Here is a 12,473-nt window from a genome sequence, read left to right on the forward strand (position 1 = left end):
TAAGATAGATCGATGGCCGTCTACAAGCAGACCTACCGCGGCTACGAAGGACCCCTCGCAGCCTCCGCCTGGCAGCGAGTGGGCGTCATTCACCGCTACGCCCGCCGGCGCGTCTTCGCCTCCCGCTTTCTGACGGTCCTGTTCCTGATCTGCCTGCTCGTCCCCCTCATCCAACTTGTGCTGGTCTACGTCTCCAACAATCTCGGTTTTCTCAGCCAGTTCGGCAACTTCCACTCCTTCGTCACCATCGACAACAACTTCTTCGCCCAATGGCTGCACACCGAGTGCGTCTTCGCCTTTCTGTTTGCCGCCTTTGCCGCGCCCGGCCTGGTCGCTCCCGACGTCACCAACGGCGGCCTCAGCCTCTACCTGGCGCGCCCGCTCTCGCGCTGGGAGTACATGCTCGGCAAGTTCAGTGTGTTGTTTGCTCTGCTGTCGGCCTTGACCTGGGTTCCGGGCCTCATCGTCTACGCCGTGCAGATGAGCATCGGCGGCGCCGCCTGGCGCTCCCAGTTCGGCTGGATCGGCATCAGCATCGTGCTCGCAAGCTGGATCTGGATCACCGTGCTCTCACTCCTCGCCATCGCCGTTTCCTCCTGGGTACGCTGGAAAATCATCGCCATCGGCGCCTTGCTGGGTATTGATTTCCTGGGCGCCGGTTTCGGCGCTGCCATCAACGCCACGCTCTCCACCCAGGCCGGCGATCTGTTCAGCTTCAACGCCCTGCATCTCGTCGTCTGGACCGCCATCTTCCGCCAGCCCCCGCTCGCGCCCCTGCTCGTCGCGGCTGCCTGGATCGTCGTCGCCGCCATCGCCGGCATTTCGCTCTGGCTGGTGCAGTTGAAAATCCGCGGCCTGGCGGTGGTGCGATGACCGCCACAACCGGCGTTGTCTTTCACGACGTCTCCAAGTTCTACGGCGAAGTCCTGGGTATCAACCACGTCAATTTAGCCCTGCCGCCCGGCATCACCAGCCTGGTCGGCCCCAACGGCGCGGGCAAGTCGACGTTGATGAATCTGCTTTCCGGCTTGATCCAGCCCACGCGCGGTCACATCGAGGTCTTGGGCGTGACCAACGAGGATCCGGAGCGCCTCTTCCGCCTGGTCGGCTACAGCTCGCAGTTCGATAGCTTCCCGCGCGGCATGTCCGCCTGGCAACTTCTCACCTCCTTCCTGCGCCTGGCGGGCGAAACCACCAGCGTCGACCGCCTCGCCACCGCCGCGCTGGACCGCGTCGGCCTGCTCGCCTCCGCCCGCCAGAAGCTCGCCAGTCTGAGCAAGGGCAATCGCCAGCGTGCCCGTCTGGCGCTCGCCCTGGTGCTCGAACCGCCGGTGATGGTGCTCGATGAACCCCTGAACGGCCTCGATCCCTTGGCGCGCGCCGAAGCCATTGCCCTGTTTCAAAGCTGGGCCGTCGCAGGCAAGTACGTCATCCTCTCCAGCCACGTCCTCCACGAGGTCGATGCCATCTCCGATCAGGTGGTCATGCTCAGCAACGGTTATGTGGTCGCCGAAGGCGCCATTCAGGGCGTGCGTGAGGAGATGCCTGAGCATCCGCTCCAGGTCCGCGTCCGCTGCCGCCGCGCCCGCGCCCTCGCCGCCGAAGCCTTCCAGTTGCCCGGCGTACTGCAGGCCGAGCTGGGCGAGGGCGCCGTGCTCGTCACCACCCGCGATCCCCGCGAATTTTTTCTCGCCCTCAACCGCTGGGCGCTGGCCGATTTCGACATCGAAGGCGTCCAGCCCGCCGATGAAGACGCCCGCGCCGTCTACGACTATCTCGTCCAGCCTGGAGGTACGCGATGAAAGGCCGCTGGCGCCAACTCGCCGTCGTCTTCCGTATGGAGTTGCGCAAAACGCTCTGGTCGCACCGGAGCTGGTGGATCTACCTGTTAGCGCTCGCGCCCCTGGGCCTGATCGCCGTCTACGGCGCCCAGGTTCACTTCCTCGCACAGCAGCGCGCCGCCTGGATGGCCCATGGCGAGCATCCCATCACCGACGCCGATTTTTCCAATTTGGCCACCGGCATGACGCCCGCCCAGGTCCTGCAGCGCCTTGGCCCTCCCGCCGAACAAAGCGGCCGCATGCGCCGCCACCACCACGAGCTCCAGTACTTCCGCTACGCCACCTCCGACGCCATGTACAACGTGGCCTTCCTCGACGGCAAACTGAATGGCTGGAGCCGTCGTCTCGCCCCCAGCTTCGCCGATAGCGGCCGCGTCTTCGGTTCGATCTACGAGTTCTTCACCCTCCGCCTGGTCGTCTTTTTCGGCTGCCTCGGGATTTTTCTGCGCCTCTTCCGCGGCGAGCTGATGGACCGCAGCCTGCACTTCTATTTCCTCGCCCCGGTCCGCCGCGAAATCGTCCTCGCCGGCAAATTCCTCGCCGGTCTTCTCGCCGCCGTCATCATTTTTAGCGGCAGCGTCACCCTGCAACTTTTAATTCTCGGCTGGCAAATGGGCCCGCTGATGCGTTCCCAGCTCCTCGGCGTCGAGCACGGCTGGGCTCAGTTCGGCGCCTACATTGGCGTCACTGCCCTGGCCTGCCTCGGTTACGGCGCCTTTTTCCTTGTGGTCGGCCTGTTTGCCCGCAACCCCATCATCCCGGTGGTGGCGCTGCTGGTTTGGGAAGGCATCAACCCTTTCCTGCCCTCCCTGCTGAAGCACATCAGCATCATCTACTACCTGATCGGCCTGCTCCCCCTCCGCCTCGCCTCCGGCCCCGGCACCAATGCCCTCTTCCAGCTCCTCGCTACCAGCGGCAACGCCCTCGCCCCCGCCTGGGACGTGTTGGGCGTCTTCATCGCCGCCGCCCTCCTCCTCTGGCTGGCAAGCTGGCGCGTCCGCCACCTCGAAATCGACTATGCAAGCGAGTAACGGGAGGGAAAAGGGATAAGGGAAAAGGGGCGACCCTGAGCCCGTTCCCTTTTCCCTCTTCCCTCAGTGCGTTAAATTCATCGGTTGATCGTGGCTGGAGTTCGCGATGAACTGTTCGACGTCCTTCGCCAGCTTGGTCCGCGACGGCGTGTCCTGGTAGATCATGTGGCCGGTCTGATAAAGCTCCACGACGATATGGCTCTGCTCCGAAGGCGGCAGGAACAGGTGCCACATGCTGTACTCAGCTTCAAAGAACGGGCACGCCAGATCGTAGTACCCGCCCGCCAGCATCAGCTTCATGTACGGATTTTTCGCGAAGGCGCTCTCCAGTAGGGTTGACATGTTCTGGTCGTAGTCCATGTTGAACTGCCACGGCCGCGCAATCCCACCGCCATAAACCTCATCGGTCTTGTAGCCCAGGTTCTCGCGCACGTACTTCAGAAACATCTGCGTGTACACCGGCCGCTGCACCCAGCTCGGGTCAAAATCGTTGTACGGGTTGCCGGGAATCCGGTTGAAGCTGGTCATGCGGCCGTCGAGCCGCCCCACCGCCCGTTTTTCGCCGCGCAGCAGCGAGCTCTCGAATAGCGAACTGTCGATCCGCAGGTTGTAATTGTCGAGCAGCTTGGGATCGAGGCCGGTGTAACGCGCCATCTGCGTAATCGCCTGCTGCCGCGCCGCGCCCTGCAGCCGGTCGCCCATCTCCAAGTCCATCATGTAGTCGTGCGTGGCCCAGTTCTCGACTTGCTTTTCCAGCTCCGGCAGCGTCAGCTTTTCCAGATCGGCGGGTAGCTTCTTGTGATACCAGGCAATCGCGGCATAGGAGGGCACGAACAGTACGTTGGGCAAGTCATTGTCGGGCGACTCATCGAGTGTGTGCATATTGAGCACGCTCGACAGCAGCACCACCCCGTTCAGCGCGATACCCTGTTGCGCCAGGTATCCCGCGAGACCCGCCGACCGGAACGTGCCGTAACTTTCCCCGGCGATATAGAGCGGCGAACTCAACCGCCCGTAGTTGGTCAAATAGAGGCGGATGAACTGGCTCAGCGACTGCAGGTCGCCGGCTACACCCGACGTGTACTTGAGCGCTTTTTCGTTCACCGCACGGCTGTAGCCGGTGCCGTCGGGATCGATAAAGACCATGTCGGTAAACGGCAGCCAGCTCTCCTGGTTATCCACCAGCTTGTACGGCGGCGGCGGCAGCGTGCCGTCTTCCTGCAGCTCGATCCGCTTGGGCGCAAAGCCGCCCATCTGCACCCAGATCGCCGGCTCGCCCGGCCCGCCGTTATAAATGAACGATAGCGGGCGGCTTCCGGCCTTGGCGCCATCGAGCGTATACGCTACAAAAAAGATGTGGGCTTCGGTCTTGCCTTCCGCATCCGGCACCGGCAGCCGCCCCGTCGTCGCCGTATACGCATACGTCTGCCCGCCAATCGTAATCTGATGATGCGTCACCACCGGCGGCGGATCCGTCGGCTTGGGATCATACGGATGCTGCTGCGCTCCGGGCTGGAAAAAGAACCGCCGCTGCGCCAGCAACGGCGTAGCCAGTGCCAAGGCTAAAATTGGCAAGAGAGCCGCGGAAACGCGCGGAACCCGAATCCTCATTGAAATGACTCCTGATGGTTTAAAATAGTCCTGCGCGCGCATTATGGCATTCAGAGACTGCGCTCTTCCAGAGAAATCGTGTCCATGACAACTAGTTCAGGACTCACAGCCATCATCGGTGGCGGTATCGCCGGCCTCAGCGCCGCCTGGACGCTGCAGCAGGCCGGCCGCGCGTGTGTGGTGCTGGAAGCGAGCGATCGCTGGGGTGGCGCCATCGCCAGCGAGCGTGTGGATGGATTTCTGCTCGAAGGCGGTCCCGATTCTTTCCTCGCCGGCAAGCCCGCTGCCGTGGAGCTTTGCCGCGAGCTCGGCCTGGAAGGCGAGCTCATCGGCACCGAGCCCCAACCCGGCGGTCCGCGCTTGCTCCATCGTGGCCATACGCGGCAACTTGGAGACGCCCTGATCGCCAGCGGGCGTCCGTTCCCGGGGAGCGACACTCGGCCACAGCCCGACCAACGGGAGGGCGGCTCCAACCAGAGGTGGCCGTGCCACTTGCAACCCCTCCCCGCCGGCTGGCGCATGCTGGCGCCGACGCGCCTCGGCCCGGTCCTGCGCTCGCCCCTGTTCTCTCCTGCCGTCAAAGCCGCGGTCATCTGGCACTGGCCCCGCACCGCTGCGCCACCACGCGAGGATGAGACGGTCGCCGCCTATCTCGAGCGCCGCTTCGGTCGCCATGCTGGCCGCGCCTTCACGCAGATCATCGTGCAACCGCTTCTCGCCGGGGTTTATGGTGGCCGCGCCGATTGCCTTAGCGCCGTCCCACCCTCCGCGCCCGGCGATCGGCCCTCCGGTGCACCCATTTTCATGACCCTGCGCGGCGGCATGGGTACGCTGGTCGCCAAACTGGTCGAGCGCTTGCAGCCCTGCCTTCGCGCGCACTCCTGCGTCCAGGCGATCGCACGAAACGGCGCCGGTTTCCGTCTGGAACTGGAACAGGGCGACCCGCTCGACGCCTCCAGCCTCATCGTCGCCGCCCCCGCCTGGCGCGCTGCTACCCTATTGCGCGATTTCGATGCCGAACTCGCGGCTCCACTGGCGTCCATCCCGTTCTCTTCATCGGTCAACGTCAATCTGGCCTATCGCACCGCCCCCGCGCTGCCGCCCGGCCACGGCTTTCTCGCCGGCGGCGATTCGGATCTCCAGGCCTGCACCTTCGCCCATCAGAAGTTTTCCGGCCGTGCCCCCGCCGGCGCCGCCCTCCTCCGGCTGTTCTACGGCGAAGCTCTGGCGGAAGCCGCCAACGCGCTGATCGAAGCCCACGCCCGCGCCGATGTTGCAGCCATCCTCGGCGTCACCCAGCCTCCGGATCTGGTCCGCATTCGCGCTTGCCGTCGCGCTCTGCCGCAATACACCGTTGGCCATAACGAGCGCGTAAAGCGGCTGCTCGCCGCCCTGGAGCGATATCCCCGCCTGGCCCTCGCCGGCAATGCCTACGCTGGTGTCGGTGTGCCCGACTGCATCGCCTCCGGTGTTGCCGCTGCGGCCAGGATCACATCGGCGTTAGGATAGCGCCGTGGAGTCCTCAACACCGCTCCTCCAGGTCGTCCACGCGCTCTACCCGCAGTCGCCGGGCGAAATCGAGCAGTACGCGTGGGAAGTCGCGCGCGCCCTCGGCGGTTGGGTGCTCAGCCTCACGCCCCAAAGCGGCCCCGCGCCGCCGGCCTGGGAAGGCCTCAACGTCATGACCCCGGCGGCAGGGGAAGGCGCCTTATCCGCCTGGCATCGCGCTCTCGATATCGCCCAGCCCCAGGCCGTCTTCGTCCAAAGCCTGGGCGCAGTGAGTCCGTCCCTGCTGCTCGACCTGCGCGAGCGCGGCATTCCCTACGCCGTCTTCCTGCATGATTTCACCCCCCTCTGCCCCACCCAGCGCCTCTGGCATCGCACCGAAGAGCGCTGCTCCGGCCCCGGCCGCACCGGCTGGAAATGCGCTTGGTGCGTCAGCGGCGAGTTGCGCCGTATGGCCGAGCTGCCCCTGCGCATGGTTCTCTACCGTCATCGTCCTGAGGATTGGCGCACCGCCCTCGTCCGCGCCGATGCCCTGGTCGCCAGCTCGCGTTTCGCCCGCGACTTCTGGATCGAACAGGGTGCCCCACCCGAACGCATCGCCGTCATCGCCCCCCGCCTTGGCCTCCACGATCGCGCGCAGGCGCTCTCGCCCCTCAACCGCACCCGGCGATTGCTCTATGCTGGCGGCCCCGGTCACGCCGCCGGTGCCGAGCTACTCGGCGCCGCTCTCGACCAGATGCAAGAGCCGTTGCAACTCGACATCCTCCACGTCCACGATGAGCCCGCACAGCTCCGTCTGCGCGCTGGCTTCGCCGCCCGTCATCAGATCGTCTTTCACCCGCCCGTCCCGCCGCCTGAAATGCCGGCGCTGTTGTCCGCCTGCGGCGTGGCGGTCGTACCCTCCCGCTGGGAGCAGCCCTTTAGCCGCCTGTTGGCGGACGCCCAGGCGGCAGGCGCACGCATCGTGGCCACCGCAATCGGCGGTTTAGCCGAGCAGATCATCCATGGCGTCAACGGCTTTCTCGCTGCGCCCGACGATGCCCTCGCCCTGGCCGACGCTCTCCGTGAGGCCTACGCCGTAAGCGACGTCTGGGCCGGCGATCTCGTCGCCAAAAACGCCCAGGCGCAGGGCCTCGCCAGCGCCGGCGCACTCCGCAGCCTCTTCGATCTACTGGCCCGCGGCGCCACCGAACCCGATCCCGCACTCGCACTCGAGCACGGCGCCTGGCTGGCTCAACAAGCTAGCTGCGACCATTCGACCCCGCTCGAAGCTGCCCAAAGGCTCGCCCTCGCCCTGCGCCACGGCGAAGAATCCAGTCCTGCTTATGAAGTCCGGGCCTTTGCTACCACCCGGCGCTGGCGTATGGAGATGAACCACGCCATCGCGTTTTTCCGCGGCTGCGGCTGCCGCCGCGTTGCCAGCGTCGGCCCGGAGCCCGCCTCTCCCATCGCAGTGGAGAGCTTTACCACCTGGGGACTGCAGTTGGTTGCCGCCCAGGATTTGCCCGATGGCCTTTGGTTTGAAGGAGATAACCCCAACCCAGACTTGTTGCAACGCCGCTTCCCGCAGGCCAAGGCGCTGGTCGAGAGCCTCCCCGAAGGCATTGAAACCCTGGACTGGACAGACAACCTGACCGAATTGTAAATTTTATCCAAGAATTTTGTAACTTCGCCGGGATTTGCCCGTTGTCAGTGGTAGACGGCGCTAGACGTGAATCGCCGAGGATCATGGGCATGGAACACAACGAATACCGCGATTTCTTCTCCACTTTGTCAAACGTTTCCCGCATGGCGATTGTGCAAATGCTGCGCCGGCGCGGCGCCACCGTCTCCCAGATCGCCGAGACCCTCAGCTTCGAGCAGAGCCGCGTTTCCCACTCCCTCGCGCGGCTGCAGCGCGCCGGCATCGTCATCTGCCGCTGGGAACAGAAACGGAAGATGTTTCATCTCGTCGACGGCGTCGCTCCGCTCCTGCACGAGATTGAGACCTACCTGGAAACGCGCCCCAAGCCAACTCGCGCCGAAGTCGCCGCCACTTGGCAGACCGCCAGCGCCGTCTAGTCCCGCCGTCGGCCCAGCCCCTGCGGACGAACCAGCTCGCAGCGCCGGATACGGCGGGAAGACGACCAACGGGAGGCGCGGGGCGCAGCCCCGAGTAAAAGCGGCGCGAACCGCTAGGCCGCTTTCGCGAACAGCGGCTGCGAAACATCCGTCAGCCGTTCGTCGGCAGTCCGCTCTTCGGCTTCGTTGTCGGCCAGCAGCCGAGCCACCTGCATTTCCCCGATCCGGTCGGCCAGCGTGCGTAGCGTGCCATAGCCGGAGATCTCGTAGTGTTCGATTTTCTGTGCCGCGACGACGAGGCTCAAATCGGCGCTGGCCGGATCGCGGTCCTTCCCTTCGTCCATGCTTTCTTCGGCCTCATTCACCAGCCCCTGCATGCCCTTGCAGGTCTGCGCCTTCGCTTTTACCTTGAGCAGTGTAAACGCCTGTTGGAGCCGCTCGATGTGCCCCCGCGTCTGCTGCAGGTGATCTTCGAAGCATTGGCGAAGCTGGGGTGAGTGCGCCGCCTTCGCCATCTTCGGCAGCGCCTTGACAAGCTGGTTTTCTGCATGGAGGAGGTCTTCCATCTCATCCACCAGCAGCGATTGCAACTGGGGCAGGTTCTCATGCGGCATCGCATCTCCTTCGCTCGGACCAATACCGCCTCCGATGCTTCCCCCAAAATCGCCGTTGCTAGGGTAAAATAGTCGGACGTGCCGCAGTGGCGGAACTGGCAGACGCGCGTGGTTCAGGTCCACGTTCTCGCAAGGGAGTGGGGGTTCGAGTCCCTTCTGCGGCACCATCTTGAATCGCCGGCGCCCCGCCTCTCGGCTCTACGCCCCAGCTTCGCTGCTGGCTTGTAGTGGCAGCTCCAGCGTAAAGCGCGTCGCCTTGCCCGGCTCGCTCCGGACGCTCAGCGTGCCGCCGTGATCGCGCGCAATCTGCGCCGCTCCGAATAGCCCCAGCCCCATCCCCTGCGGCTTGGTGGTGTAATACGCCTCAAATAAACGCGGAAGATTTTCCGGTGCGATCCCAGGACCGTTGTCCTCCACCCAGACGCGGACGTGATCCATGTCGGCTTCCGTGTGGACCACGATCCGCCCCGGTAACGCTCCCAGTGCTTCGACGGCGTTAAAGACCAGATTCACCAGCACTCGCTGCACATCGTTGCGCTGTGCCTCAACGTTGGGTACAGGTTGCAATGCAGCCACCAACTCCAACGCCGGATGCGCGCGCCACAGTGGCCGCGTCAGTTCGATGACTTCCGCTGCAATTGTCGTGAGATTGACCTGCGTGCGCGTTGTGCCCCCTGCCATGTAGTCCCGCAGCCGGCGTACCAGCAAGCTGCCGTCAACCGCCGCGCGGTCGATCATCTCGCGGTAGCGCCGCCGCTCCTCCGGCGGTGCGTTCTCGTGCAACTCCAGCACCGCCAGCGCGCGACGAACGATGTCCAGGACATGATTGAAGTCGTGCGAAAGGCCGGAAAACATCTGCCCCACCGCTGCGTGCCGTGCGGTTTCCACCAGCCGCATCTGTAGATTCTTGACCGCCGTCCGGTCGGTGATGACCACCACCGAGCCCTCGATCCGATTCGGCGCCGTGCGCCAGGGGATGACGTGGATCGTCACTTCAATCCGCCGGTTGCGGCTCAGATCTGTGATCGTGCCCCGTTCGTGGATCGTGATGCCCGTCCGCGTGGCCGCCGCCAGATTGGGCGGTCGCGGCGCCACCGGCGGGGTTTCCGGCGTGAACTGGAATCGCCGCTGCAAGTCGTCGGCGTGGTCGCCCAACAGCGTCCCTCCCGGACGGTCGAGCATCACATGCGCCCCGGCATTCATCGAGATCACGCGAAAATCGCGGCCAAAAACCAATACGGCGTCACTGACGTTGCGCATGATCGCCGCCAACTGCTGCGCCCCGCTGGCCAGCCCGCGCCGGCTCCGCGTCCGCTGATCCATCAGCCACACCAGGAACAAGCCCACCACCAGCAGGATCAGTTCTTCGACGGCTACGTAGCGCACCGGCTCGATATTCTGTGTCGATTGCAGCGGCAAATACCAAATGCGGTAATAGAAGCTGGCGGCAACGCTCAGCAGCACCGAACCCACGCCTGCCCACGGCCCAAACACTGCTTCGGCGATCACGATGCCCGGCAGGTACACCAAAAGCGTGACCTCGCGGCTGGGCTGAATCCAGAACAATGCGCACATGGCGGCCAGCGATAGGCCGATGATCGCCAGTACAATCCCGATAGAGCGGAGCAGGCGCATCCATATGCTTGGATGCAGCTTCCAAGTGTCGGCACTACATTGGTAATGTGCGCGCGACTACCTGCTCGGCCTGGTCACGGGCATGGTAGGAGCTTCTGACCAGTGGCCCAGCTTCCACATGCCCAAAACCCATCGTCAGCGCCTGCTGCTTGATGTCAGCAAACTCCTGCGGTGTGTACATCCGTTTCACCGGCAGATGGTTGCGCGAGGGTCTCAGGTACTGGCCGAGTGTCAGAATGTCGCACCCTGTGTCCGCCAGCCGCTGTAGTGCCGCCATAAGCTGCGCTTCCGTTTCCCCCAGCCCCAGCATCAGGCCGCTCTTGCTCAGCATGCCCGGTGCGAAGCGCTTTACGTTGCGCAGCAGCTCCAGCGACCGGTCAAATTTGGCCCCCGGCCGCACAAAGCGGTACAGCTCGGGCACCGTTTCCGTGTTGTGGTTAAGGATTTGCGGTCGCGCATTCAGCACAATCCGTAGCGCCTCCTCGCTGCCGCGAAAATCCGGAATCAACACTTCCACCGAGCACTCTGGCAGCTGCTCATGGATGGCCGCAATCGTCTGCGCGAACACCCGCGCTCCGCCCAGGTTGTCGTCATCGCGGTCCACCGAGGTAATGACGGCGTGCCGCAGCTTCAGCCGCTGCACCGCGTCCGCCACCCGCCGCGGTTCGTCCCAGTCGATCGCCAGCGGCCGCCCTTTGGGCACCGCGCAGAAGCCGCAGCGCCGCGTGCACAGATTCCCCAGAATCATGAACGTGGCTGTGCCCCGGTTCCAGCAGTCGCCGATATTGGGGCAGTGCGCCGATTCGCACACTGTGTGCAGCTCGAGCTGGTGCACCATGCTCTTCAGCCGCTGGTAGTTCTCGCCTCCCGGCAGCCGCACCCGCAGCCACTCCGGCCGCGCTTCCCGCGGCGGCGCCTCGGTCTCGAGCTGTACCAGCGTTTCCATTCCGTTCTCCTCTTTAAGGTAACACTCCCAGCGCTATCCCCCTCCTCCTCCGTCCATCCCGCTCCGCTGTAAGCTGTAAGCTGCAAGCTGTAAACTGTTTTTCAGAGGTGCTCGCGTGAGCGACGAGGCGTGCAAGGAGCGTGTGCGATGGTTTGCCAGCCAGGTCGGCCTGGAGGTGTTTTTCGTGGCCGCCGGCGAATTGCATCCCGACTCCGCCCTGGGTGCGGTCTTCACGCTCGAAGACTTCGACTCCCCGCTCGAGCCCGTCGATCCGGCCGATAGCGAAGAACAGTTGCGCACCGTCGTCGAGCGCGCGCGCCGCCATCTCGCCCAGCGCTGCGGTTGTGAAATCGTGCACGATGGCGCCGGCGTGTTCCGCTGCCTCACCCACGATGTCGAGTGCGACACCGGTGAGGAGCAGGACCCCGTCATCCGTCAAACACTGCGCTGGACTGCCGCCTGCCCCATTGGCGGCGTGACACAGGCCTTTCATCTGCTCGGATATCGTCCTCCGGAGGGTAAATGACGCAACGCAATGCCAACCATTTCCTGGCGCTCGCTCTGGGCCTCGGCCTGCTCGCCGCGCTCGCTCCGCGCGCCCACGCGCAAAAGGCGCTCAAACGCCTGCAGCGCTCCGCCGAAGTGTTTCATGAAATCATGAGCGCCCCCGACGGCGGCATTCCCAGCGCCATCCTGAAGCATACCCAGTGCGTGATGATTGTGCCCGGCTACAAGCGCGCCGGCTTCGGTTTTGGCGGCGCCATGGGCCGCGGCGTCGTCACCTGCCGCCTGGACTCCGGCAAGGGCCGCTCCGCCGGCTGGTCCGCGCCCCTGTTCGTCAGCCTCGGCGGCGTCAGCTTCGGCCTGCAGATCGGCGCCCAGGAATCCGACGTGGTGATGCTGATCATGAACCGCGAAGGCGAAAACCACCTGCTGCACGACAAGTTCACCCTCGGCGGCGACATGGCCGCCACCGCCGGCCCCGTCGGCCGCAGTGCCGACGCCCAGACTGACCTCACCATGCACGCCAAAATGCTCGCCTACTCCCGCAGCCGCGGCCTCTTCGGCGGCATCACCATCAAGGGCGGCGTCATCAAGCAGGACCACGACAGCAACCGCTGGCTCTACCACACCGCTACCGCCCGGCAGATCCTCGACGGCGCCGTCGCCCGCCCCGCCGCCGCCGATTCCCTCCTCGCCGAACTCAATCACCGCGGCGACTGACGCC

Annotated in this window: 12 protein-coding genes and 1 tRNA gene; 9 read left to right on the forward strand and 4 right to left on the reverse strand. The window is 64.8% G+C overall.

Annotated elements, in window-relative coordinates; all coding sequences use genetic code 11:
• The first annotated feature begins 12 nt into the window (after nt 1-12).
• The 3 genes from EPN33_11675 to EPN33_11685 are packed head-to-tail and all read left to right on the forward strand — an operon-like array spanning nt 13 to nt 2,872.
• Nucleotides 13-873 (forward strand): hypothetical protein, encoded by an 861-nt coding sequence (locus EPN33_11675; protein ID TAN21281.1) that lies wholly within the window; start codon nt 13-15, stop codon nt 871-873.
• Nucleotides 870-1,802 (forward strand): ABC transporter ATP-binding protein, encoded by a 933-nt coding sequence (locus EPN33_11680; GenBank protein ID TAN21282.1) that lies wholly within the window; start codon nt 870-872, stop codon nt 1,800-1,802. The genes EPN33_11675 and EPN33_11680 overlap by 4 nt, the downstream gene beginning before the upstream one ends.
• Nucleotides 1,799-2,872 carry a hypothetical protein gene (locus tag EPN33_11685; protein TAN21283.1) on the forward strand — a complete coding sequence of 358 codons (1,074 nt, stop codon included), beginning with the start codon at nt 1,799-1,801 and terminating at the stop codon, nt 2,870-2,872. Before EPN33_11680 ends, EPN33_11685 begins: the two co-directional genes overlap by 4 nt.
• Nucleotides 2,873-2,935: 63 nt before the next feature.
• Here EPN33_11685 and EPN33_11690 read toward each other — a convergent pair whose 3' ends face one another.
• Nucleotides 2,936-4,525, reverse strand: a complete 1,590-nt coding sequence (locus EPN33_11690) for a peptidase S10 (protein ID TAN21284.1) — start codon at nt 4,523-4,525, stop codon at nt 2,936-2,938.
• A gap of 42 nt (nt 4,526-4,567) precedes the next feature.
• Here EPN33_11690 and EPN33_11695 point away from each other — a divergent pair, with 42 nt between their 5' ends.
• From EPN33_11695 to EPN33_11705, 3 genes are all read left to right on the forward strand, one after another.
• Nucleotides 4,568-5,992, forward strand: a complete 1,425-nt coding sequence (locus EPN33_11695; protein TAN21285.1) for an FAD-dependent oxidoreductase — start codon at nt 4,568-4,570, stop codon at nt 5,990-5,992.
• Between the two features lie 4 nt (nt 5,993-5,996).
• On the forward strand, nt 5,997-7,634 hold the full coding sequence (locus EPN33_11700; protein TAN21286.1) for a glycosyltransferase: 1,638 nt from the start codon (nt 5,997-5,999) through the stop codon (nt 7,632-7,634).
• 83 nt (nt 7,635-7,717) lie between these two features.
• Nucleotides 7,718-8,050: an ArsR family transcriptional regulator gene (locus EPN33_11705; GenBank protein TAN21287.1), complete on the forward strand. Its 333-nt coding sequence runs from the start codon at nt 7,718-7,720 to the stop codon at nt 8,048-8,050.
• A 113-nt stretch (nt 8,051-8,163) separates the two neighbouring features.
• On the opposite strand, the gene EPN33_11710 is transcribed toward EPN33_11705, so the two are convergent.
• Entirely contained in the window at nt 8,164-8,649 is a 486-nt protein-coding gene (locus EPN33_11710; protein ID TAN21555.1) for a ferritin-like domain-containing protein, read from the reverse strand.
• A 95-nt stretch (nt 8,650-8,744) separates the two neighbouring features.
• Between EPN33_11710 and EPN33_11715 the strand changes: the two genes are divergently transcribed.
• Nucleotides 8,745-8,831 (forward strand) — tRNA-Leu (locus EPN33_11715).
• A 31-nt stretch (nt 8,832-8,862) separates the two neighbouring features.
• Here EPN33_11715 and EPN33_11720 read toward each other — a convergent pair.
• Both EPN33_11720 and lipA read right to left on the reverse strand, forming a co-directional pair.
• Nucleotides 8,863-10,299 carry a PAS domain-containing sensor histidine kinase gene (locus EPN33_11720; GenBank protein TAN21288.1) on the reverse strand — a complete coding sequence of 479 codons (1,437 nt, stop codon included), beginning with the start codon at nt 10,297-10,299 and terminating at the stop codon, nt 8,863-8,865.
• Nucleotides 10,300-10,333: 34 nt separating this feature from the next.
• The gene (gene lipA, locus EPN33_11725; protein ID TAN21289.1) at nt 10,334-11,245 is read right to left on the reverse strand and encodes a lipoyl synthase; all 912 of its coding nucleotides are present in this window, start codon (nt 11,243-11,245) and stop codon (nt 10,334-10,336) included.
• Between the two features lie 115 nt (nt 11,246-11,360).
• On the opposite strand from lipA, the gene EPN33_11730 reads away from it, so the two are divergent.
• Nucleotides 11,361-11,771, forward strand: a complete 411-nt coding sequence (locus tag EPN33_11730; GenBank protein TAN21290.1) for a hypothetical protein — start codon at nt 11,361-11,363, stop codon at nt 11,769-11,771.
• Complete coding sequence (locus EPN33_11735) at nt 11,768-12,469, forward strand: hypothetical protein (GenBank protein ID TAN21291.1); 702 nt, start codon at nt 11,768-11,770, stop codon at nt 12,467-12,469. The genes EPN33_11730 and EPN33_11735 overlap by 4 nt, the downstream gene beginning before the upstream one ends.
• Nucleotides 12,470-12,473: the final 4 nt, after the last annotated feature.

This window comes from Acidobacteriota bacterium (assembly GCA_004299485.1).
Taxonomy (GTDB): Bacteria; Acidobacteriota; Terriglobia; order Terriglobales; family SCQP01; genus SCQP01.

What these genes read in the sequence shown, in the direction of transcription:
- EPN33_11705 (TAN21287.1), top strand. Translation starts at nt 7,718, where the DNA reads ATGGGCATGGAACACAACGAATACCGCGATTTCTTCTCCACTTTGTCA.
- lipA (TAN21289.1), bottom strand. Translation starts at nt 11,245, where the DNA reads ATGGAAACGCTGGTACAGCTCGAGACCGAGGCGCCGCCGCGGGAAGCG.
- EPN33_11695 (TAN21285.1), top strand. Translation starts at nt 4,568, where the DNA reads ATGACAACTAGTTCAGGACTCACAGCCATCATCGGTGGCGGTATCGCC.
- EPN33_11685 (TAN21283.1), top strand. Translation starts at nt 1,799, where the DNA reads ATGAAAGGCCGCTGGCGCCAACTCGCCGTCGTCTTCCGTATGGAGTTG.
- EPN33_11735 (TAN21291.1), top strand. Translation starts at nt 11,768, where the DNA reads ATGACGCAACGCAATGCCAACCATTTCCTGGCGCTCGCTCTGGGCCTC.
- EPN33_11680 (TAN21282.1), top strand. Translation starts at nt 870, where the DNA reads ATGACCGCCACAACCGGCGTTGTCTTTCACGACGTCTCCAAGTTCTAC.
- EPN33_11690 (TAN21284.1), bottom strand. Translation starts at nt 4,525, where the DNA reads ATGCGCGCGCAGGACTATTTTAAACCATCAGGAGTCATTTCAATGAGG.
- EPN33_11675 (TAN21281.1), top strand. Translation starts at nt 13, where the DNA reads ATGGCCGTCTACAAGCAGACCTACCGCGGCTACGAAGGACCCCTCGCA.
- EPN33_11720 (TAN21288.1), bottom strand. Translation starts at nt 10,299, where the DNA reads ATGCGCCTGCTCCGCTCTATCGGGATTGTACTGGCGATCATCGGCCTA.